This window comes from Pseudomonas sp. OTU5201 (genome assembly GCF_038440135.1).
Taxonomy (GTDB): Bacteria; Pseudomonadota; Gammaproteobacteria; order Pseudomonadales; family Pseudomonadaceae; genus Metapseudomonas; species Metapseudomonas resinovorans.
This window is the reverse complement of record NZ_JASATC010000002.1, coordinates 222,597-245,493: the sequence shown is the minus strand read 5'-3', so window position 1 is coordinate 245,493 and position 22,897 is coordinate 222,597. Positions and strand designations below refer to the sequence as shown.

General features: G+C 65.3%; 16 protein-coding genes. 13 read left to right on the top strand and 3 right to left on the bottom strand.

Annotated elements, in window-relative coordinates; all coding sequences use genetic code 11:
• Window positions 1-54 precede the first annotated feature (54 nt).
• Entirely contained in the window at window positions 55-2,157 is a 2,103-nt protein-coding gene (gene fusA, locus AAHM40_RS02415) for an elongation factor G (protein ID WP_342243262.1), read from the bottom strand.
• 322 nt (window positions 2,158-2,479) lie between these two features.
• Window positions 2,480-2,767, bottom strand: coding sequence for a GYD domain-containing protein (locus tag AAHM40_RS02410; RefSeq protein ID WP_120655008.1), 288 nt, complete (start codon window positions 2,765-2,767; stop codon window positions 2,480-2,482).
• A gap of 317 nt (window positions 2,768-3,084) precedes the next feature.
• Between AAHM40_RS02410 and AAHM40_RS02405 the strand changes: the two genes are divergently transcribed.
• The gene (locus AAHM40_RS02405) at window positions 3,085-3,738 is read left to right on the top strand and encodes a peroxiredoxin (RefSeq protein ID WP_137823848.1); all 654 of its coding nucleotides are present in this window, start codon (window positions 3,085-3,087) and stop codon (window positions 3,736-3,738) included.
• Window positions 3,739-3,793: 55 nt separating this feature from the next.
• Entirely contained in the window at window positions 3,794-4,552 is a 759-nt protein-coding gene (locus AAHM40_RS02400; RefSeq protein WP_342243261.1) for a Mut7-C RNAse domain-containing protein, read from the top strand.
• Window positions 4,553-4,874: 322 nt separating this feature from the next.
• Here the strand turns inward: AAHM40_RS02400 and AAHM40_RS02395 are convergent, their stop codons facing one another.
• Window positions 4,875-9,272 carry a DEAD/DEAH box helicase gene (locus tag AAHM40_RS02395; RefSeq protein WP_342243260.1) on the bottom strand — a complete coding sequence of 1,466 codons (4,398 nt, stop codon included), beginning with the start codon at window positions 9,270-9,272 and terminating at the stop codon, window positions 4,875-4,877.
• 198 nt (window positions 9,273-9,470) lie between these two features.
• Between AAHM40_RS02395 and AAHM40_RS02390 the strand changes: the two genes are divergently transcribed.
• From AAHM40_RS02390 to AAHM40_RS02340, 11 genes are all read left to right on the top strand, one after another.
• Complete coding sequence (locus tag AAHM40_RS02390) at window positions 9,471-9,962, top strand: hypothetical protein (protein WP_342243259.1); 492 nt, start codon at window positions 9,471-9,473, stop codon at window positions 9,960-9,962.
• 222 nt (window positions 9,963-10,184) lie between these two features.
• Complete coding sequence (locus AAHM40_RS02385) at window positions 10,185-11,231, top strand: class I SAM-dependent methyltransferase (protein WP_342243258.1); 1,047 nt, start codon at window positions 10,185-10,187, stop codon at window positions 11,229-11,231.
• Window positions 11,232-11,485: 254 nt separating this feature from the next.
• Complete coding sequence (gene ppnN / locus AAHM40_RS02380) at window positions 11,486-12,868, top strand: nucleotide 5'-monophosphate nucleosidase PpnN (protein ID WP_342243257.1); 1,383 nt, start codon at window positions 11,486-11,488, stop codon at window positions 12,866-12,868.
• A 471-nt stretch (window positions 12,869-13,339) separates the two neighbouring features.
• Window positions 13,340-14,623: a CmpA/NrtA family ABC transporter substrate-binding protein gene (locus AAHM40_RS02375; RefSeq protein ID WP_342243256.1), complete on the top strand. Its 1,284-nt coding sequence runs from the start codon at window positions 13,340-13,342 to the stop codon at window positions 14,621-14,623.
• Between the two features lie 14 nt (window positions 14,624-14,637).
• Complete coding sequence (gene ntrB / locus AAHM40_RS02370; protein WP_342243255.1) at window positions 14,638-15,495, top strand: nitrate ABC transporter permease; 858 nt, start codon at window positions 14,638-14,640, stop codon at window positions 15,493-15,495.
• Window positions 15,496-15,509: 14 nt separating this feature from the next.
• On the top strand, window positions 15,510-16,301 hold the full coding sequence (locus tag AAHM40_RS02365; protein WP_342243254.1) for an ABC transporter ATP-binding protein: 792 nt from the start codon (window positions 15,510-15,512) through the stop codon (window positions 16,299-16,301).
• A 501-nt stretch (window positions 16,302-16,802) separates the two neighbouring features.
• Window positions 16,803-18,050, top strand: a complete 1,248-nt coding sequence (locus tag AAHM40_RS02360; protein ID WP_446731526.1) for an alginate export family protein — start codon at window positions 16,803-16,805, stop codon at window positions 18,048-18,050.
• Window positions 18,051-18,094: 44 nt separating this feature from the next.
• On the top strand, window positions 18,095-19,339 hold the full coding sequence (locus AAHM40_RS02355) for a methyl-accepting chemotaxis protein (RefSeq protein WP_446731525.1): 1,245 nt from the start codon (window positions 18,095-18,097) through the stop codon (window positions 19,337-19,339).
• The gene (locus AAHM40_RS02350; protein WP_342243252.1) at window positions 19,336-20,007 is read left to right on the top strand and encodes a hypothetical protein; all 672 of its coding nucleotides are present in this window, start codon (window positions 19,336-19,338) and stop codon (window positions 20,005-20,007) included. The genes AAHM40_RS02355 and AAHM40_RS02350 overlap by 4 nt, the downstream gene beginning before the upstream one ends.
• Window positions 20,008-20,247: 240 nt before the next feature.
• Window positions 20,248-21,519 (top strand): MFS transporter, encoded by a 1,272-nt coding sequence (locus AAHM40_RS02345; protein WP_342243251.1) that lies wholly within the window; start codon window positions 20,248-20,250, stop codon window positions 21,517-21,519.
• Between the two features lie 118 nt (window positions 21,520-21,637).
• A complete protein-coding gene (locus AAHM40_RS02340) occupies window positions 21,638-22,894 on the top strand; it encodes an MgtC/SapB family protein (protein ID WP_342243250.1) in 1,257 nt (418 codons plus the stop codon).
• Window positions 22,895-22,897: the final 3 nt, after the last annotated feature.

Here is a 22,897-nt window from a genome sequence, read left to right as displayed (position 1 = left end):
CTTTTGGTGGAATGTCGCAAGAATGAATTGGCTTTTCCTGCCCCATTGGCCGCACTAACCCGACTTCTTCACAATGGCCTCGGCGATGCTCGCCGGCACTTCGGCGTAACGGGCGAACTCCATGGAGAAGCTGGCGCGGCCCTGCGACATGGAGCGCACGTCGGTGGCGTAGCCGAACATCTCGCCCAAGGGAACCTCAGCGCGGATGATCTTGCCGGACACGCCATCGTCCATGCCGTGGATCAGGCCACGGCGACGGTTGAGGTCGCCCATGATGTCGCCCATGTAATCCTCCGGCGTCACCACTTCCAGTTTCATCACCGGCTCCAGCAACACGGCACCGCCCTTTTGCGAGAGCTGCTTGGTGGCCATGGAGGCAGCGATCTTGAAGGCCATCTCGCTGGAGTCAACATCGTGGTAGGAGCCGTCGAACACGGCGGCCTTCAGTCCGATCAGCGGATAGCCAGCGAGCACGCCGTTCTTCATCTGCTCCTCGATGCCTTTCTGGATGGCCGGGACGAATTCGCGGGGGACGACGCCGCCCACCACCTCGTTGATGAAGACCAGCCCCTCCTGGCCTTCGTCCGCAGGAGCGAAGCGAATCCAGCAGTGACCGTACTGGCCACGGCCGCCGGACTGGCGAACGAACTTGCCTTCGATCTCGCAAGTCTTGCGGATGGTCTCGCGGTAAGCCACCTGGGGCTTGCCAGTATTGGCCTCGACGTTGAACTCGCGTTTCATGCGGTCGACGATGATGTCCAGATGCAGCTCGCCCATGCCGGAGATGATGGTTTGCCCGGTCTCCTCATCCGTCCTCACCCGGAATGACGGGTCTTCCTGGGCCAGGCGGCCAAGGGCGATGCCCATCTTTTCCTGGTCGGCCTTGGTCTTGGGTTCGACGGCGATGGAGATCACCGGCTCGGGGAAATCCATGCGTTCGAGGATGATGGGTTTGTTGAGATCGCAAAGGGTGTCGCCGGTGGTGACGTCCTTCATGCCGATCAGTGCGGCGATGTCGCCGGCGCGTACTTCCTTGATTTCGGCGCGGTGGTTGGCGTGCATCTGCACCATGCGGCCGACGCGCTCCTTCTTGCCTTTCACCGAGTTGAGCACGGCATCACCGGAGTTCAACACACCGGAATAGACGCGAACGAAGGTCAGGGTGCCGACGAAGGGGTCGGTGGCAATCTTGAAAGCCAGTGACGAGAAGGGTTCAGTGTCGTCGGCGTGGCGTTCGTCTACTTTCTCCGGGTCGTCCGGGTGAGTACCGCGAATGGACGGAATCTCGGTGGGTGCCGGCAGCAGTTCCACCACCGCATCCAGCACCAGCGGTACGCCTTTGTTCTTGAAGGAGGAACCGCACACTGCCGGCACCACTTCGCAGGACAAGGTACGGATGCGCAGGCCCGTCTTGATTTCCTCCTCGCTCAGATCACCCTCGTCGAGGTACTTGGTCATCAACTCCTCGTTAGCCTCGGCGGCCACTTCGAGCATGACGTTGCGCCAGTGGCGGGCCTCTTCTTGCAGCTCGGCGGGGACTTCTTCTTCGCGGAAGCTGGCGCCCTGGTCGGCGTCATTCCAGTAGATGGCCTTCATGCGGATCAGGTCGATCTGGCCGTTGAAGTTCTCTTCCTGGCCAATGGGCAACTGGATCGGCACCGGCGTGTGGCCGAGGCGTTTCTTGATCTGCTCCACCACGCGCAGGAAGTCGGCACCGGCGCGGTCCATCTTGTTCACGTAGGCGATGCGCGGCACGTGGTACTTGTCGGCTTGGCGCCAGACCGTCTCGGACTGCGGCTCCACGCCGTCGGCGCCACTGAACACCACCACCGCACCGTCCAGCACGCGCAGGGAACGCTCCACCTCGATGGTGAAGTCGACGTGTCCGGGGGTGTCGATGATGTTGATGCGGAATTTGTCGAGCTGCTTGCGCGAGCCGCTCCAGAACGCAGTGGTGGCTGCCGAGGTGATGGTGATGCCGCGTTCCTGCTCCTGCACCATCCAGTCCATGGTCGCGGCGCCATCGTGCACCTCGCCCATCTTGTGGTTGACCCCGGTGTAGTAAAGAACCCGTTCGGTGGTGGTGGTCTTGCCGGCATCCACGTGGGCCACTATGCCGATATTGCGGTAATGGCTGATGGGGGTTGTACGGGCCATGGCAGTCACCTCCGTGCGGGTTTATGGGTTATTGCAAGGCCGCACACCTACCGGCGGTGCCGCACGGCACCGGGCTCGGGAGCGAAGGTGGTGGTCGAATGGCCTTGCTGCAAGGGCACGGCGCGACCCCCAAGGCCGGCACCTCCCCTCCTCTAACGCTAGCACTGCCTCGCCCATGCCATCGGCCACTCATCTGCTGTCCGGACGGACGATATCGACGTCGACAAACTCGACGTCCTGTACCCGCTCGAGGCAGCCGCCGCGCTTTGAACCCCGGGGGGAGCGGCCACCGGTGCTGCTCCCCATTCGTTGGCGGGACGTGCTAGAGGCCGCTAAGCAGGCGCCGGAACTCTTGCTCCGAGTAACCGCGCAATGTCTGCGTCCTTACATTACCCAACTGGCCTGTCTTGAGCAGCAGCGTGGTCGCCGCTTCCTCGTCCCCCTCGACTATCAACACCAGGTCGTAGCTGCCTACCGTCCAGTAGACAGTCTTGACCGAAAGGCCAAGCTGCTCGGCCAACCCTTTGAAGGCGACGAACCGATCCGGGGAATCCTTGACGCTGCGAATACCTTGATCGGTGAAGCTCGCCAGCGTGATGAACGTAGCCATGTGCTCGCTCCTGTTGGATTGCAGGGCGACGGTCGGGATTGCGGAAATCATTGCACCGGAAAAGGGCCGCCACTCTTCCCGCCATGCATGCCCATCTGGCGCAATGCGCCACGGGCCCTGTCGACAGCGAGCTTCCGACGACCTCCACAAGGTAGGAATAGCACTCCCGGACCGGGGCGCATGACCACTGATCCAATGTCCGCCGGGCAGGCCCGGGAGGCCGGCCTATACTTTCAGCCCCGGTAGGCCGATGGACCTGCCGCGATAGCCGCCGTGGGTTGGCGGCCCCTTCCAGCCAGACAGAAAGGAGGACGTACATGGCAATCCGCATTGGTGACGAAGCGCCCGATTTCACCGTGGACAGCACCGAAGGCACGATCAATTTCCACCAGTGGATCGGTGACCAGTGGGCCATTCTGTTCTCCCACCCGAAGGACTTCACACCGGTCTGCACCACCGAGTTGGGCTACATGGCCAAGCTCAAGCCCGAGTTCGACAAGCGCAATACCAAGGTAATCGGCCTGTCCGTGGACCCAGTCAGCGATCACCGCAAGTGGGTCGGTGACATCGAGGAAACCCAGGGGCATGCGGTCAACTACCCGATGATCGGCGACGAGAACCTGGTGGTGGCCAAGCTCTATGACATGATCCACCCCAATGCCAGCGCGGGCCCGCGCACCGCAGTGGATAACGCCACGGTGCGTTCGGTGTTCATTATCGGCCCGGACAAGAAGGTCAAGGCGATGCTGGTCTACCCCATGAGCGCCGGTCGCAACTTCGACGAGGTGCTGCGCCTGCTGGACTCGCTGCAGCTCAACGCCAAGCACACGGTGGCGACGCCGGTGAACTGGCGGCCGGGTGATGACGTGATCATCCCGACCTCGGTATCGGACGAAGATGCGAAGAAAAAGTACCCCGACGGCTACAAGACCCTGAAGCCCTACCTGCGGGTCGTCGCCCAGCCCAAGTGAATGGCCGCGCGCCCTCTTCCGGGAGGGCGCGCCAGCGCCTGCCATACTCTTCCCCATGGTCAGGGCCACATTCCGTTTCTATGAAGAGCTCAATGACTTCCTGCCCGCTGAACGGCGCCGGCAGGCATTCACGTGCGCCTGTGCGCGGGCGGCCACCGTCAAGCACATGATCGAGGCGCTGGGCGTGCCGCACACCGAAGTGGAACTGGTGCTGCTCAATGGCGAGTCGGTGGGCTTCGAGCGGGTGATCCTCGATGGCGACCGAGTGGCGGTCTATCCCAAGTTCGAGGCGTTGGATATCAGCCCGCTTCTCAAGGTCCGTACCCGACCGCTGCGGGTACTGCGCTTCGTCGCCGACGCCCACCTCGGCGGCCTAGCCAGCCTGCTGCGCATGTGCGGCTTCGACACCCTCTACGACAACGGCTTCGAGGACGGCCAGATTGCCGAGATATCCGCCCACGAAGGGCGCATCGTGCTGACCCGCGACCGCGAGTTGCTCAAGCGCCGCATCATCACCCACGGCTGCTACGTACATGCGCTGAAGCCCTCGCTGCAGCTTCGCGAATTGTTCGAACGCCTCGATCTGGCCCGCAGCGCCAATCCCTTCAGCCTCTGCCTGCACTGCAATCACCCGCTGCAGGAAATCACCCCGGAGCTCGCCCGCCCTCGCCTGCCGCCGCGCATCGGTGCGCTCTATTCGCGCTTTCTCAGTTGCGATACCTGTGACCGCCTGTATTGGGAGGGCTCCCACTGGCGCAGCATGTGCGCCCTGCTGGCCCCCTTGCTGGCTGTGGATAAGTCCGGCGAAGGCTGATCGGTGCATACCCACAAAAACGGTGGATGAAGCTGTGGATAAGCTGTCGGGAGATGGCCAGGCGCCAGGTCCGGCGGGGGCCCCTTGGATTGGGTCAATTTCTGAGCTATTACAAGCGCTTAGGTGCACAACTGGGAGGAGGCGACCTTCTGTAGGGGCGAGAGATTTACCAGCGGGCCAAGACCCTTGTAGGAGCTGGCTTGCCAGCGAAACGGGGCCATTCGCTGGCAAGCCAGCTCTACGGGTAATGCATCTGCTTGCAACCCGTCATGCAGACAGAGCCAATGAACTAGCCCCTACACGGTAAGTGCCCAACCAGTACCTACAACGGCATCCGCGCCCGTCTCGACTGCTGCCCCAGCGGCGTAGCTGCCGGCTGGCGTATCAGCGCCGCGCGCCATTCATTGGCGGTGAACGGATCGGCGTCCTGCAACAGGCGCACCTTGCCCGCCACCAGCGTTGCAACCGGCACGCCGTCACGAAACAACAGACGATTGCCTGCCACCGCCGGCACCTTGGCGCCGTTGAGCAGAGTGCCCACCAGGTTCAGCGGGTCGCACGCGGACAGGGCGACCAGGCTGCCCTCCAGCGGGCGCTTGCGCACCTCTCGCAGCAGGCCGACGGCCTCCGGCAAGGCAAACTGCTCGCCGGAGGTGCCCGCCACGAAGCGACCACCACGAATCTCGCCGCGCGCTTCCAGGCGATGGAAGACCCGCAACAGGTCGCGCCAGGGCGGCAGCCAGTCGGCCTCGCGCTCCAGCAGACGCCAGCCCACCACGCCATATCGACGCAGCAGGGTCCGCGCGACATGGTCCAGGGCCTCGGCCGGGACCTTGCCATTGCCCTCCTCCGCCTTACCACGCAACAGCGCCCAACGCCCGGCATCCTGCATGTTGGCCAGGGCCAGGCGCGCACGGCGGTCATGGCGGCTGCGACGCGCCGCCGGAAGCAGCAACGAACGCAGGCCGGCGAAACTGTCGGCGTTGGCCAGGCCCAGGGCCACAAGCTCGCCCAGGCAATCCTCCAACTCGCTACGCAGCAGGTGGGCCTCGTCCATCAGCTCATCGAAGAACAGCGCACCCAGACTGGCCAGGACCTGGCGCACACGCTCAGCGCGGGCGGAGGGCTCGGGTGCCGGTCCGTCCTGCAAGCAGGCACGCCAGAGGGCCAGGCCCTTGCGCGGCAGCAACAGAATGGGGGTGCCGCGCACCGGCCCCGCGACTGTTCTGCCGCGCCCGCCCAGGCGACACCAGACCACCCGGCCGGCACGGCAGAGGTCGTCCAGCCAGTTGATGCCGTAGTCAGCCACCCGGCTGGGGAGAATTTCACTTTCCCATGCGCCAGCCGCCGCCTCGAAGCCTTCCAGTTGGCCCAGCACCCCGGCCAGCGCTTCGGCGCCGCGCACCTGGGCATTGGCGGCAACACGTTGCCAGTCGAACAGGAAGCGCATGAAATCGGCTCGCTCCACCGGTTCGATCTCCCGGCGCAGACGCCGCACCGTGTAGCGATGGATACGTGCCAGCAGATGGCGCTCGCACCACTCTTCCATTGCCGTGCCGGGAGTGAAGCGGCCACGCAGCACCTGTCCCTCGCGCTCCAGGCTCGCCAGGGCGATGGTCAGCGACGCCGGGCTCTGGTACAGGTCGGCCGCCAGCTTCGACAAGGTCAGCGGACCAAACCCGCCGAGACGGGCTCGCACCACTTCCACCAGGGCGGCCTCAGCCTCCCACGCGGCGGTAAAACCCTCCGGCGCGGCAATGGCTGGTTTGCGGACAGCTCTTGGATAGAGCGCGCGGAACTGTTCCACACGCTCGGCCGCCAGCCACAAGGGGGGCTCGCCGTCCAGGTGCATGCACGCGGCGCGGCGCGCCTTGGCCAGTTGGGTGAGCCAGCCTGCCCAGTCATCATTGGCGTCCACCTCCGCCTGGGTCACGCACGCCAGAGCCAGCAGGGCCTCGTGCATCTCATCGGCATCGCGCACCTGTGGCCAGGCTTCTTCGGCCACGGCCGCGATGGCCTCCCTATCCAGCGCGCCCAGATCGTCGGCAGACTCCGGATCGCTCCAGCGACGTTGTTGCACGGCCTGGGTACGGCGCTCTTCCAGCGGTGCGTCATCGAGAAAGGCATAGGGTCGCGCGCCGAGGATTTCCGCCGCCAGGGACGAAGGCGCCGGCAGGTCGCGGGCAACCAGTTCCACTTCGCCCCGCTCCATTCGCCGGAGCAGGGCCAACCAGCCCTCGGTATCCATGACCTCGTGCAGGCAGTCATCCAGGGTCTGAGCCACCAGCGGATGATCGGGAATCTCGCGCTCGCCCACCAGGTTCTCCTGGCAGGCCACCTGGTCAGGGAACACGCTGGCGAGCAGGTCTTCACTGCGCATGCGCTGGATTTGCGGTGCCACCTTGCGGCCCCCGGAGTAGCGCGGCAGGGCCAGTGCGGCAGAAGCATTCCAGCGCCAGCGCACGCCGAACAGCGGCGCATCGAGAATCGCCTGGATCAAGAGATGCTCGGCGCTGTTGGAATGCAGGTAGCGCCAGACCTCCTCCAGCGGAAAGCTGTGGCTGGTGGACAGCGACAGGATCAACGCGTCCTCGGTGGCCGCTGCCTGCAGCTCGAAGTTGAAGCTGCGGCAGAAGCGCTTGCGCAAGGCCAGGCCCCAGGCACGGTTGAGCCGGCTGCCAAAGGGCGAATGGATGATCAGTTGCATCCCGCCGGATTCGTCGAAGAATCGCTCCATCACCAGCCGTTGCTGGGTCGGCAAGGCCCCCAGCGAAGCCCGTGCCCGCGCCAGGTATTCGACTATCTGCCGCGCCGCTGCCTCGCTGAGGCCAATGTCTTCGCGCAAAGCCTCGATCGCCCGCGCGTTCTGCTCCCCTCTCCCGCTTGCGGGAGAGGGGCCGGGGGTGAGGGCGGCATCCGCCGGCTCGGTATCTCCCAACAACTCTTCAACACGCGCCCGCAACCGCGCCACACCCGCCGACAGCTCATCCGTCCGTCCCGGTGCCTCCCCCAGCCAGAACGGAATATTCGGCGGCTGCCCCTGGGCGTCTTCCACCCGCACCCGGCCCGGCTCGACCCGCAGGATGCGATAGGACTGGTTGCCGAGCTGGAACACGTCGCCGGCCAGGCTTTCCACGGCGAAATCCTCATGCACGCTGCCCACCGGCACGCCCTGGGGTTCCAACACCACGGCATAGTCGGCTGCCTCTGGAATGGCGCCGCCGGACGTGATAGCCGTCAGGCGCGCCGAACGACGCCCGCGCAGGCGACGGTTCACCGCGTCACGATGCAGGTAGGCACCGCGCACGCCCTGGCGGCCGTTGTAGCCCTCGGACAGCATCTTCACCAGGGCATCGAACTGCTCTCGCGCCAGATCCGCATAAGGCATGGCGCGGGTCATCAACTGGTACAGCGCGTCTTCGCCCCATTCCTCGCAGGCCACTTCGGCCACCATCTGCTGAGCCAGCACATCCAGTGGCGCATGGGGGATGACCAGGGCATCCAGCTCATCGCGACGTACGCAATCCAGCAGCGCCGCGCATTCGATCAGGTCGTCCCGCGACTGCGGGAAAAGCCGCCCCTTGGGCGTGCCGCCAACACTGTGGCCGGAACGGCCGACCCGTTGCAGGAACGCAGCAATGCTACGTGGCGAGCCGAGCTGGCAGACCAGCTCCACCTCGCCGATGTCGATGCCCAATTCCAATGAGGCGGTGGCCACCAGCACCTTGAGTTCACCGCGTTTGAGACGCTGCTCGGCATCCAGCCGCAGGTCCCGCGCCAGGCTGCCGTGGTGGGCGGCCACCGCAGCGTTGCCCAGGCGCTCGGAAAGATGGCGGCTGGCTCGTTCGGCCAGGCGTCGGGTGTTGACGAAGACCAGGGTGGTGCGGTGCGCAGCTACCAGCTCAGCCAGGCGGTCGTAGACCTTCTCCCAGGCCTCATGGCTCAGCACCGCCTCCAGCGGTACCGGCGGCACCTCGATGGCCAGGTCGCGTTGGCGGCTGTAGCCCACATCCACCAGGGTGCAAGCATCGCGCCCCTGGCCCACGAGGAACTCCGCCACCCGCCCGATGGGCTTCTGCGTGGCCGACAGGCCGATGCGCTGCAACGTGCGTCCGCACAGGTTCTCCAAACGTTCGGCACTGAGCATCAGGTGGCTGCCGCGCTTGCTGCCGGCGATAGCATGGATCTCATCGATGATCAGGCTGCGGCAGCCGGCCAGCATGGCGCGACCCGACTCGGAGCCAAGCAGGATGTAGAGCGACTCCGGCGTGGTCACCAGGATATGCGGCGGGCGCTTGCGCATGGCGTCGCGCTCGGCCTGGGACGTATCGCCGGTGCGCACCGCGGTGCGGATATCCACATCGGCCAGGCCCTGGCGTACCAGCTCGGCCCGGATGCCGGCCAGGGGCTCTTCGAGGTTGATGCGGATGTCGTTGGATAATGCTTTGAGCGGCGATACGTACACCACCGTGCAGCGGTCCGGCAGGCCGCCCTGCTCCAGCCCTTCGTGGATCAGTTCGTCGATCGCAGAGAGGAAGGCCGTGAGCGTCTTGCCCGAGCCGGTGGGCGCCGCCACCAAGGTGCTCGCGCCCGCTCGAATGGCCGGCCAGGCACGGGCCTGGGCCGCCGTCGGGGCGGGGAAGCTGGCACGGAACCAGGCGGCAACGGCGGGATGAAAGCCTTCCAGTGCGGCCGGGTCGGATTGGCAGATCAAGGTCATGGCCCTCACTATGGTTGGCCCCCGGCAGAGGCTCAAGGGGGACGGACCGATGGTCGTCCGCCTCCAGCGGCAGGCCCTTGCCCGGAGGCGGCAAGACCCTGCCGATAGACTGGCACTAACGTCCAGCAACCACGGGCCCCTCAGCGAACTGGCCCGATTCCTGCTGAGCCGGTGGCCAGATCGAGCAGAGGACCTGCCATGACCACCATTTCCAGCCAATCGGCCCTGACCAGCTACCTGGGATTCGCCTCCAGGAGCAGCACCGCCACCAGCAACACCGGCGGCACCAGCACGAACAAGGCCGAAGACAAATCGACCACCACCCAGGATCCGGTGGCCGACCTGCGCCGCTATGCCAACGCCCTGATCGCCCAGAGCCGTGGCGGCCTGTTTCGCGCCATGAGCGGTGGCGGAGCCATCAGCGGTAGCCAGCCCACCAGTACGCGCGCCACGGACAACGCTCAGTCGAATACCGGCAACAGTAAGATCGAGCTACCGGACGTGTCCGAACTGGACCGCGAGGATGCCCTGAAGCTGAAAGACAAGGTGCAGAAGCTGATCGATGCCGGTTTCGACGAGAAAGACAGTGGTATCGGCTTCATCGGCTACGACGGCGACAAGCAAACCACCTCCCTGACAACCTACCGCGACTGGTTGCAGGCCAAGGGCGGGGTCAGCATCTACGTCTGAGCGACTGCACCGCTTATCGGCTACCAGTGCTCGCCAGCATTTGGCCAGCGGTGGGCCACTAAACTAAGAGTGTCCTGCGATTGCGGGACAAGGAAGGAGCCACTCCAGCTTTGCACGACTCGGCTGCCGCGGCTCCTTCCACCCTTGCACCATATCCCCCGCCGCCGCATTTCGCTGTCGCCCCGGCCAGATGATTGCCCCCTTGCCAGAGGAGGACAAGCAGTGGACGAATCCAGACTCAATGATTTCATGGGCAAACTGGTTGCTGATATGGGCGGCGCCGCCATGCTCGCCAACATCGTTCTCGGTGAAGAGCTCGGCCTGTATCGCGCCATGGCCGACAGTCAGCCGATCAGCCCGGACGACCTGGCCGCCAAAACCGGCTGCAATGCACGCCTGTTGCGCGAATGGCTGAGCGCTCACGCCGCCTCCGGCTACATGGAACATGACAATGGACGCTTCCGCCTGCCGGAAGAACAGGCATTGGCGCTGGCCCAGGAAGACTCGCCGGTTTACGTGGCCGGCGGCGCTTCGGTGATTGCCTCACTCTTCCACGACAAGGACAAGCTGGTGAAAGCGATGCGCGGTGACGGCGGCCTGGCTTGGGGCGACCACCACCCCTGCATGTTCAGCGGCACCGAACGCTTCTTCCGACCCGGCTACCGGGCGCACCTGGTAGCCGAGTGGCTGCCGGCCCTGGACGGCGTGGTCGACAAGCTGAAGGCCGGCGCCAAGGTGGCCGATATCGGCTGCGGTCACGGCGCCTCCACCGTGATCCTGGCCCAGGCTTTTCCGGCCTCGCGCTTCATCGGTTTCGACTATCACGGCCCGTCCATCGAGACGGCCAATCGGCGCGCCGCGGAAGGAGGTGTGGCGGATCGTGCAACCTTCGCCCAGGCCAGTGCCAAGGACTATCCAGGCGACGGCTACGACCTGATCTGCTATTTCGACTGCCTGCACGACATGGGCGACCCGGTGGGAGCCGCCAGGCACGCCTACCAGACGCTGAAACCGGATGGCACCGTGCTGCTGGTGGAGCCCTACGCCAACGATGATCTCGATGACAACATGACCCCGGTCGGCCGCCTGTTCTACTCGGCCTCCACCTTCATTTGCACACCCAACTCGCTGTCCCAGGAAGTGGGCCTCGGCCTCGGCGCCCAGGCCGGCGAGGCACGCCTGCGCAAAGTGTTCGAAGAGGCCGGATTCACCCACTTCCGCCGGGCCACGGAAACGCCCTTCAACCTGATCCTGGAAGCCCGCAAGTAAGCCGCAGGTGGACCGTACGCCAACGGTCCACCACGCCGCGCCACTGAACATCGCCAAGAAACTCCTTGTCAGACAGCTACTAATCTCGCTATTACCTGACTCCGTGCGCGGGAAGGATCTGCGCGACACAATTCCGTAACCTCGCAATGCACAGATAAGAATCACCGCCTCAGCCCGCGCCATGGACAACGGCGCCCCGCATTCCGCCGCGTGTGGCCGTCCGGCCCGCCGGCATCGCTCCAAGGAAATCTCGAATGGCCAGAAGACACGTCATCAATGCCCAGGTCAGCCCGAAGGGCAGCCTCGAAACCCTCTCCCAACTCGAAGTGCAACAGCTCAGCAAAGCCGGTTCCGGCCGCATGTACCAGCTGTTCCGCCAGTGCGCCCTGGCCATCCTCAATACCGGCGCGCAGATCGACAACGCCAAGACCATCCTCGACGCCTACAAGGATTTCGAAGTCCGCATCCACCAGCAGGACCGTGGCGTGCGCCTGGAGCTGATCAACGCCCCGGCCGATGCCTTCGTCGATGGCGAGATGATTGCCAGCACCCGCGAGATGCTGTTCAGCGCCCTGCGCGACATCGTCTACACCGAGAACGAACTGGACAGCCTGCGCATCGATCTGGAGAGTTCGCAGGGCATCACCGACTACGTCTTCCACCTGCTGCGCAACGCCCGCACCCTGCGCGCGGGCGTGGAGCCGAAAATCGTCGTGTGCTGGGGTGGTCACTCCATCAGCACCGAAGAGTACAAGTACACCAAGAAGGTCGGCCACGAACTGGGCCTGCGCAGCCTGGACGTCTGCACCGGCTGCGGCCCCGGCGTGATGAAAGGCCCGATGAAGGGCGCCACTATCGGCCATGCCAAGCAGCGCATCCACGGTGGCCGCTACCTGGGCCTGACCGAGCCGGGCATCATCGCCGCCGAGGCGCCGAATCCCATCGTCAACGAGCTGGTGATCCTGCCCGACATCGAGAAGCGCCTGGAGGCCTTCGTCCGCGTCGGCCACGGCATCATCATCTTCCCTGGCGGCGTGGGCACGGCGGAGGAGTTCCTCTATCTGCTGGGCATCCTGATGCACCCGGACAACCAGCACCTGCCCTTCCCGCTGGTGCTCACCGGGCCAAAGAGCGCCGCCGCCTACCTGGAGCAACTGCACGCCTTCGTCGGCGCCACACTCGGCGAGGACGCACAGCGCCGCTACAAGATCATCATCGACAACCCGGCGGAAGTGGCCATCGAAATGGCCCAGGGCCTGAAGGCGGTGAAGCAGTTCCGCCGCGAGCGCGCGGATGCCTTCCACTTCAACTGGTTGCTGAAGATCGACGAAAGCTTCCAGCGCCCCTTCGAACCCACCCACGAGAACATGGCCAGCCTCAACCTGAGCCGCAGCCTGCCGCCCCACGAGCTCGCCGCGAACCTGCGCCGAGCGTTTTCCGGCATCGTTGCCGGCAACGTGAAGGACAAGGGCATCCGCCTGATCGAGCAACACGGTCCGTACGAGATCCACGGCGACGCCGTGGTCATGCAGCCGCTGGACGAACTGCTCCAGGCCTTCGTCCGCCAGCACCGGATGAAGTTGCCGGGCGGCGCGGCCTACGTGCCGAGCTACCGCGTAGTACAGAGCGGGGCGTAATACCAGGGCACGCTCACGCCAGGCGGTCAGGCACCCTGGCATCTCGCTTGCCAATACTCCTGCCACAGAACCCGCTCCAACGGCGGAGTCGGTTCAAAGACGATGGCATCGTTTCCCGTCACCACCCTCGTGGTGGCGGGAGCGGCGCCTTTTTCGTTCAGTGCCCCATCGCCGCGCACCCATATGGCCCACGGGCTGAAGCCCGGTCGCCTCTCGCCACCTATTCTTGATACTCAGCAAGCTGCTGATTCGGCTAGCTTTTCGCTTCTTTCTGCAGCGTTGAGCAGCCCTCTGGCGCGGCGCGGAAAAATACTGGCAAGGCCTTTGCAAATCCTTCGGCAGATTCCTGCGTAGCACGCCAACGGCGGTGGGCCGCGGATCACGGACAACGGCGTCCGTCAGAGCTCCTTCCCCTATCGGGAGCTCTGGCGTACGCCGTTTTTTGTTTTGCCCTCCAATCAGGACAACACCATGAGCGAACGTGATTCCAAAGAGCCGGTGAACAACAGCCGTCGCAACTTCCTCAAGCAGTCCATCGCCATCGCCAGCACTGTCGGCGGTGTGGCCGCCCTCGGGCTTTCCGCGCCCGACCTCCTGCGCAGCGCCGCCTGGGCTGCCGGCTCGGATGCCCCTGAGAAGGCCGCACTGAAGGTCGGCTTCATTCCGCTGACCGACTGCGCCTCGGTGGTCGTAGCCGCCACCCAGGGGTTCGCCGCCAAATACGGCCTGTCCATCACCCCCAGCAAGGAAGCCTCCTGGGCCGGTGTGCGCGACAAGCTGAACACTGGCGAGCTGGATGCATCCCACGTGCTCTACGGCATGATGTACAGCTCCCAGCTCGGCGTCGCCGGACCGCAAAAGAACATGGCGGTGCTCATGGGCCTCAACCAGAACGGTCAGGCCATCACCCTTTCGCGCCAACTCAAGGAGGCGGGTGTGACCAACGGCGAGCAACTCGCCGCCCATATCCGCAAAGGCGGTAACCCGCTGACCTTCGCCCAGACCTTCCCCACCGGCACCCACGCCATGTGGCTCTATTACTGGCTGGCGAGCTACGGCATCAACCCCATGACCGACGTCAAGACCATCACCGTGCCGCCGCCGCAAATGGTCGCCAACATGCGCGTCGGCAACATGGACGGCTTCTGCGTCGGCGAGCCCTGGGGCGCGCGTGCCATCTTCGACAAGATCGGCTTCACCGCGACCACCACCCAGCAGATCTGGGCCGACCACCCGGAAAAGGTGCTTGGCTGTTCGCGCGAGTTCGTCGAGCAGAACCCCAATACGGCGCGGGCCCTGGTGATGGCCTTGCTCGATGCGAGCCGCTTCATCGAGGCCAGCGAAGAGAACAAGAAGGCCACCGCCAAGCTGATTTCCGGCAAGGCCTACGTGAACGCCCCGGTGGACGTAATCGAACAACGCTTCCTCGGCCATTACGAAGACGGCCTGGGCAACCAATGGGACGACCCGCACGCCATGGCCTTCTGCAAGGAATGCCAGGTGAACTTCCCCTACCTCTCCGACGGCATGTGGTTCATGACCCAGTTCCGCCGCTGGGGCCTGATCAAGGAGGACCCCGACTACGCCGCCGTCGCTGCCCAGGTCAACCAGACCCGGCTGTTCAGCGAAGCGGCCGGCGCCCTCGGCCTGCCGGTGCCGGCCACCCAGATGCGCAGCAACACGCTGATTGACGGCAAGGTGTGGGATGGCTCGAACCCGGCCGCCTACGCCCAGTCCTTTGCCATCAAAGCCTGACTCGGGAGGCCACCATGAATGCACCCCTGAACACCCCGTTGCCGGCGGCCACCAAGGTCGCCCCCAGCGACGCCCCGCGCCCGGCCCGGCCCGGCGCGGAGGTCATCCGCAACCTCGCGCGCACGCTGGTCCCACCGCTGCTTGGCCTGCTGTTGTTCGTCGGCCTCTGGGCCCTGGTCGCTGCCCGCAGCGAAGGGCTGCCGGGGCCGCTGTCGACCTGGCATTCGGCGCTGGAACTCTTCGCCGATCCCTTCTACGACAACGGCCCCAACGACATGGGCATCGGCTGGAACATCCTGCACTCGCTGGGCCGGGTCGGCCTGGGCTTTGGCATGGCCGCTCTGGTGGGCATTCCACTGGGCTTCGCCATCGGCCGATTTGCCTTCCTGGCCGGCATGCTCTCGCCCATCATCAGCCTGCTGCGACCGGTTTCCCCGCTGGCCTGGCTGCCCATCGGCCTGCTGGTATTCGAAGCCGCCGGCCCGGCATCGATCTGGGTGATCTTCATCAGCTCCATCTGGCCGATCATCCTCAATACCGCCGCGGGCGTCGCCAGCGTGCCGCAGGACTACCTCAACGTGGCGAGGGTCCTGAAACTCTCCGAGTTCAAGGTGCTCACCCGCATCCTCTTCCCCGCCGTGCTGCCACACCTGATGACGGGCATCCGCCTGGCCATCGGCGTCGCCTGGCTGGTGATAGTGGCCGCAGAAATGCTCACCGGTGGCACCGGCCTGGGCTTCTGGGTGTGGGACGAATGGAACAACCTGAACGTCGAGCACATCCTCATCGCCATCATCATCGTCGGTCTGGTGGGGCTGGCCCTGGAACAGAGCCTGCTATGGCTGGCCAAGCGCTTCGACTACGCCAACTGACCCGGAGAGAGACCATGGACAAGTTCGTCGAGCTGACCGGTGTCAGCAAGCATTTCGATACCCGCAAGGGCCGCTTCCAGGCTCTCAGCAACGTCAACCTCTGCATCGCCCGCGGCGAGTTCGTCTCGCTGATCGGCCACTCCGGCTGTGGCAAGTCCACGGTACTCAACCTCATCGCCGGCCTGCTGGACGCCAGCGAAGGCGGGTTGATCTGCAACGGGCGAGAAATCGACGGCCCCGGACCGGAGCGTGGCGTGGTATTCCAGAACCACAGCCTGCTGCCCTGGATGACCTGTTTCGGCAACGTTTACCTGGCGGTAGAGCGGGTCTTCGGCCATCGCGAAGGCAAGGCCCGGCTCAAGGAGCGCACGGCGGCAGCGTTGCAGATGGTCGGTCTGGAGCATGCGGCGCACAAGCACCCCAACGAGATTTCCGGCGGCATGAAGCAGCGCGTGGGTATCGCCCGTGCTCTGGCGATGGAACCCAAGGTGCTGCTGATGGACGAGCCCTTCGGCGCACTGGACGCCCTCACCCGCGCCCACCTGCAGGACGAACTGCTACGCATCGTCGGCGAGACGCGCAGCACGGTGGTGATGGTCACCCATGACGTGGACGAGGCCGTACTGCTTTCCGACCGCATCGTGATGATGACCAATGGGCCGGCCGCCACCATAGGCGACATCGTCGAGATCGGACTACCGCGCCCGCGCGACCGCCTGACCCTGGCCAACGATGCCCGCTACCACGCGTACCGCACCGCTGTACTGGAGTTCCTCTACCAACGCCAACAGCGCCCCGCCGCCTAGGCATCCGCCCCAAGACCCGCCCGGCCTTGCGCCGGGCTTTTTGTTTCTCTCTGCCCCGCCGAGGCGACGGAGCCTTTGCATTGCTGTGGGGGCCGCAGCCGGTAGCCCGGATGAAATCCGGGGAAAGTCCAACCGGCGCTCACGGAATTCATCCGGGCTGCGACGTGCCCGCCTTTTGCGAAGGTTGGTCACGCCCCTTTCGCATTTACGCCGGCTCGCATGCCCCATGCAGGGGCTCCTGTAGCGAGCCTCGCACCCGTCCAATGCAACCTGGCCCACGAATGCACAGATCTTAATCGCGAAATGTTCTTTACGCTGAATAAATTCCTTTTAAATCAGCCTCTTGAGCAAGCTGGCACAGAGCCTGCTTTGACCTCCCCCGGTCAGCACAACGGCGTGTCTGCCACTCAACCGACAACGACGTCGCGGTCACCCCTCCACTTCCGGAGCTGGGGTGCCGCGGCGTTTTTTTTTGCGCTTTCCAAACTTAGGAAGACCGCTATGCACATGTTGAAGCCCGCCCTGTTGTCGCTGGCCGTTGCCGGCACCAGTCACGCCGCCCTGGCCGCCGAGGATTTGAGCAACCTGTTCACCCAGGGCAAGCCCATCCTCGATGCCCGCTACCGCTACGAGAACGTCGAGCAGGACAACAACCTGCGTAACGCCAATGCCCAGACACTGCGCACCCGCGTGGGCTTCCAGAGCGGCAAGTGGTACGGCCTCTCCGGCCTGGTGGAAGTGGACAACGTCAGCCGCCTGGGCGATGCCGCCTACAACAGCAGTCGCAACGGCCAGACCGACTACGCCATGGTGGTCGACCCGGACGGCAGTGAAGTCAACCAGGCTCTGCTGCGCTACGACCAGGCTTTCGGCAGCGCCGTGCTGGGCCGCCAGCGCATCAACCTGGACAACCAGCGCTTCGTCGGCGGCGTCGCCTGGCGCCAGAACGAGCAGACCTACGATGCGGCCCTCGGCCAACTCAAGCCTCTCGAAAGCCTGACCCTGACTTATGCCTATCTGGACAACATCAACAGCATTTTCGGCCCGGACAACGGCCGCTTCGACAACCGCACCAACCCGGCCAACATCGAAGGCCACAGTCACCTGTTCAATGCCCAGTACCTGGTCATGCCCGAACTCACGGTGACCGCCTACAGCTACCTGCTAGGCCTGGACAACATCGCCGTCACCGCCAGCGCTCCCTTGGGCAGCCTGTCCAGTGCAACCCGAGGCCTGCGTTTGAACGGCGCCCTGGCCGGTTTCACCTATGTCCTGGAGTACGCGCGCCAGCAGGACTACGCCGACAACCCGCAGGACCTGGACAGCGAGTACCACCTCGCCGAGCTGGGCTACACCGTCAAGGGGCTGCAGTTGAAAGCCGGCTACGAGGTGCTGGGCGGAGACCGCGGACCGGGCAACCGCGCCTTCCAGACGCCGCTGGCGACCAAGCACCTGTTCCAGGGCTGGGCCGACCAGTTCCTCACCACCCCGGCCGACGGCATCGAGGACGCCTACTTCGGCGTCACCGCGCCACTGGCCGGCGGCAGCCTGCAGGCCTGGTACCACGACTTCGAGACCGAGCGGAACGGCGACAGCTACGGCAGCGAAATCGACCTGTCCTATGCCCATCCGATTCCCGGGGTGAAGGGTCTGGTCGGGCTGATCAAGTACGCCGCCTACGACTCGGATGATCGAAGCCGTACGGTGGATACCGACAAGTTCTGGCTGCAGGCGCAGTACAGCTACTGAGTGAATCCGGCCCATAGCGGGCCGGCCTTCGGTGCGCGGCTGCGATGCCGCGCACCGTATCGTCCCGGTCCGCGGGAAAAGCAGGCGCGATACAGGAGCCGACCATGAAAGATATTCCGCTTCCGGCAGGGCAACGCACCGGCCAGGTGTCCGTTGCACCCAGCGCGGCCCTGCCGCCTTCGCGCATCTGGCAGGGATTCGAACCGGGCAGCGCCTTGCTGGCGGCCACCGGTGCGGGCCTATGGCTGCCCCTGGGCCTGGCTCTCTGCGCGACTGCCAGCGCACTTGCCGGGCTGGCGCCGGTTACCCTCGGGTTGCTGCTCTGCACGCTTTACTTCGCCTTCGCCCTACGGTTGCTGGAGCGTCACCAGCGACGCCGCGATGCGTTCTGGCTCGACGAACTGGCCCGTCTTCTGGATGCCCCGCCCGGCGCCGATCCGGCCACTCTGCTGGTGAGCTGCGACCAGCAGTTGCGCGGTGCCGAGCGGTTGCAGAGTGAGGTCCGCTTCTCCAGCCAGGCCCTTGAACAGTTGGCACAGACGGCCCATGTCCAGGGCAGCGAGCAGAGTCAGCGGGTGACCATGATCGCCGCTGCCAGCGAACAGATCGAACGCAGCCTGGCCAGCGTCGACGAACTGGCCAGCGACGCTCGCACCGCCTTCTCCGCCGCGCTGGGCCAGGGCGAAGACGGCTGCCGCGCGGCCGAAGCGCTTGGCGAAGGCATGGGCGACATTCGCGACAGCCTGGGCGATACGGCCAATGCCGTGAAAAACCTGCTGCACAGCACGGCGCTGGTCGAGCAGTCCGTGCAAAGCATCCAGGACCTGGCCAAGCAGACCCAACTGCTGGCCCTGAACGCTTCCATAGAAGCGGCCCGCGCCGGCGAACATGGCCGCGGCTTCGCCGTAGTCGCCGAAGAGGTACGGCGAATGGCCACCGCCACCGATGCAACCACACGCGGCATCACTGCGGCGGCCACAGCCATCACTGCAGCAGTCGGCCAGGTCGACCGAGAGGTCGCCCATCACCGCGAACTGTTGGAGCAGGGCAGCGGGCAAAGCAGCCAACTGGCGGAGAGCCTGGACCGGCTGGCGGGGAAGAGCCGGGAGAACCTGCAACGCTTCGGCAGCATGCAGCAAGCCCTTGGTGAGCATCATCAGGCGAACCAGGCGCTTTGCGAGCAACTGCAGCAGATCAGCGACAGCCTTGAAACCCAGAGCGGCCAGACGCGCAGCCTCCACAGCCTGACCCGTTACCTGTCGCGACTGAGCGGGGAGGTAGCGCGATGATCCTGCAAGCCTTGCTGATAGTCGCCGGCCTGCTGGCCGCCTGCGCACTCCCTTGGAACCTCAACCATCGCCGGCAGCGCCGTGTCGTCCAGACGCTGAACCGTGACCTGCTGCTGGGCCTTGAGTTGATGCAGGGCGTGCAGCGCCATCGTGCGCTGGGCGGCCAGACGGGCCAGGACGCCGTGAGGGACCGCCAGTGCCTGGAACGGCAACTTGAACGCAGCTGGCAGGCCTGGCCGGATGCCGACCACCACCGGGCCTGGCGGTCTCTGCTCCAGGCCCCGGCGGACTTCGAAGGCCACTGCCGCCTCCTGGAGTCCCTGCTCGCCCGAATCCGGTTCCTGGAACTGCACATGTGCCGTTTGCTCCAGCGCACGCCAGGCATCGCCGATCGCTGTTGGCAGGTGGAGGATCTGGGCCGCCTGCGCGGCCTGTCGATTCGGGCCGCCGCCCTGCCGGAGTGTCCGCTGGAGCTGCGCATCCAGCTGCAGTACCTGCACGATCGCCTGCTCGGCAGCGCCGATACCGAGCTGCGCGAAGCGTTGGCACAACTGGCGCGTAACCTGTTCAGCACGCGCCGCCTGGCACTCCAGCCCGCTCAACTCTATGCCCTGTTCACGCCGCTGATCGACAAACGCATCGAGGCCCTGCGAAGCAGCCTGGACTGAGCCGGAGGCCAAGTCGCGCGCTGCGCAGCGTCATGCCATCCAGGGTTTGAGCACGACCTTCCCGGAGGTCTTGCGCGACTCCAGCAGCCGGTGAGCGTCGGCGGCGCCTTCCACCAGGATGGTTTCGCCGGACAGCAAGCGGACGGCGACCGATCGCGAACAGGGTAAAAAAGCGCCACGGTCGCGTGATGGCGCGGGTCGGACTAGGCTCTCCGGGACGTTCGACAGGGGAAAAGTGCCATGCGATCCAGCCTTGCCACCGGTGTGACGCGCCGGGAAATCTGGGCCTGGGCGATGTTCGACTTCGCCAACTCCGGCTACACAACGGTCATCATCACCGCTGTCTTCAACGCCTATTTCGTTGCCGTGGTCGCCGAGGGGAAACCCTGGGGCACCCTGGCCTGGACCAGCACCCTCGCCATCTCCTACGCCCTGGTGATCCTCACCGCGCCATTGATCGGGGCCTATGCCGACGCTGCCGCCTGCAAGAAACGCCTACTGTTGTTCAGCGCTCTCGGCTGTGTGGTCTTCACCGCCGCGCTGGCCCTGGCCGGACCCGGCGCCCTGGCACTGACGGTGCTGTTCGTGGTGCTGTCGAACTTCTTCTTCGGCACCGGGGAGAACCTGATTGCCGCCTTCCTGCCCGAGCTTGCCCGCGACGATGCGCTGGGCCGGGTATCCGGCTGGGGTTGGGGCCTGGGCTATATCGGCGGGCTGGTCAGCCTGGGCGCCTGCCTGGGCTATGTCAGTTGGGCGCAGGGCCAGGGGCAAACCGCCGCGCAGTTCGTGCCGGTGTGCGTGCTCATCACCGCCCTGCTCTTCGCCCTGGCCAGCACCCCGACCTTTCTCTACCTGAAGGAGCGCAGCCAGCCGCAACCGGCAGCGGAAGGTGGGGCCTGGACACGTTTTGCCCAGACGATGCGCGACGCCGGGCGCTACCGCGACCTGATGCGTTTTCTCGCCTGTACCGTCTGCTACCAGGCCGGTATCGCCGCGGTGATCAGCCTGGCGGCCATCTACGCCAATCAGGTGATGGGGTTCACCACCCAGGACACTCTGCTGCTGATTTTCATCGTCAACATCACCGCCTCGATCGGCGCCGTGCTATTCGGCTGGCTGCAGGATCGCATCGGCCATCGCCCCACCCTGGCGCTGACCCTGCTGGGCTGGCTGGCCATGGTGGGGATGGTCTGGCTGGCCAGCGGCCCGGCGCTGTTCTGGGCCGCCGCCAATATTGCCGGCCTGTGCATGGGCGCCAGCCAGTCGGCGGGGCGCGCCATTGTCGGCCTGCTCGCCCCACCCACACGGCTGGCGGAGTTCTTCGGACTCTGGGGCCAGGCGGTGAAGCTCTCCGCGATCCTCGGCCCGATGACCTACGGCCTGGCCAGTTGGTTGTCCGGCGGCGACCACCGCCTGGCCATGCTCATCACCGGCAGCTACTTCGTGGTCGGCCTGTTGCTGCTGGCTAGCGTGCGACTGGAGCGGGGACGGCGAGCGGCGTTGATGGGGTGATGCCGACAACGGAAGTGTCCTGAACGGTCAGCTCGCGCTTTTCTCGGCGCCAACCCAAATCAAGGTTTCGTCCCTCCCCGGGTCTAGACTGCTTCCTATCCCGATGAAAGGAAGCGCCATGCCCGAAGCTACGGATGTCCTGCTCGACTTCGCCAGCGCCCTTGCCGTTGGCCTGCTGATTGGCGCCGAGCGCGGTTGGCGCGAGCGCAACAAGGAGGCCCTGCGGCTGGTGGCGGGCATCCGATCCTTCGGCCTCACCGGGCTGCTCGGCGGGTTCGCCGCCTTTCTTGGCGAGCAGTTCGGCACTGCGGTCTGGGTAGCGATCTTCGCCTGCTTCGCCGTGCTGGTGATCGCGTCGTACTTCGGCGAACTCGTCTATGTGGGCGACCTGGGACTCTCCAGCGAGTTGACCCTGCTCATCACCTTTCTTCTCGGCAGCCTGGCGGTGGCTGGCTATCACACGTTGTCCGCGTCCGGAGCCGTGGTCGTTGCGCTGCTGTTGAGCCTCAAGGATGAACTGCACAAGGCGCTGTTCCGTCTGCAGGAGACGGAACTCTCAGCGGCCCTGAAGCTGCTGTTCATCTCTGTGGTGATGCTGCCGGTGTTGCCCAATAAAGGCTACGGACCGTGGGAAGTCTTCAACCCCTACGCGACCTGGTGGATGGTGGTGCTGATCGCCGCTCTGGGGTTCGCCGCGTACTTTGCCATCCGCCTGGTGGGCACCCAGCGCGGCCTGCTGCTGACGGCATTGCTGGGCGGCACAGTGTCCTCCACAGCGATGACCATCACGTTGTCCCACCTCACCGGGCACAGGTCCCTGCGCCCGCTGCTGGCCGCCGGCCTGCTGGCAACGTCGGCGCTGATGTTTCCCCGGGTGCTGCTGGAGGTCGGCCTGGTGAACCCCACCCTGCTGCCCAGGCTGGGCTGGCCCCTGGGCATTGCGGCGCTGGTCTACGCCGCCGGTGCATTCTTCTACTGGAGAATGGCCGCCGAGGATGAATCACCCAATGCCGAGCCGCCCCTGAAAAACCCCTTCGAGCTGGGCCCGGCCCTGCGCTTCGCCGCGTTGCTGGCGCTGATCCTGTTCCTGGTTGAGGCAGCGCGACGCTACTTGGGGGATGTGGGCGTCTACCTGGTCTCGCTGCTCTCGGGCCTCACGGATGTGGACGCCATTACCCTGTCGTTGGCCGGCGGCGCCAACCGAGAGCTGGGGGCCGAAGTGGCCGGGCGCGGCATCTTCCTCGCGGTGCTGAGCAATAGCCTGGTGAAAGCGGGCCTGATTGCAGTGATCGGCGGCAAAGGACTGGCGCTGCGCACCTTTCCCTTTATCGGCGGAGGGCTGCTGGCAGGTACCGTTGTCCTGTTGATGGTTTGAAGG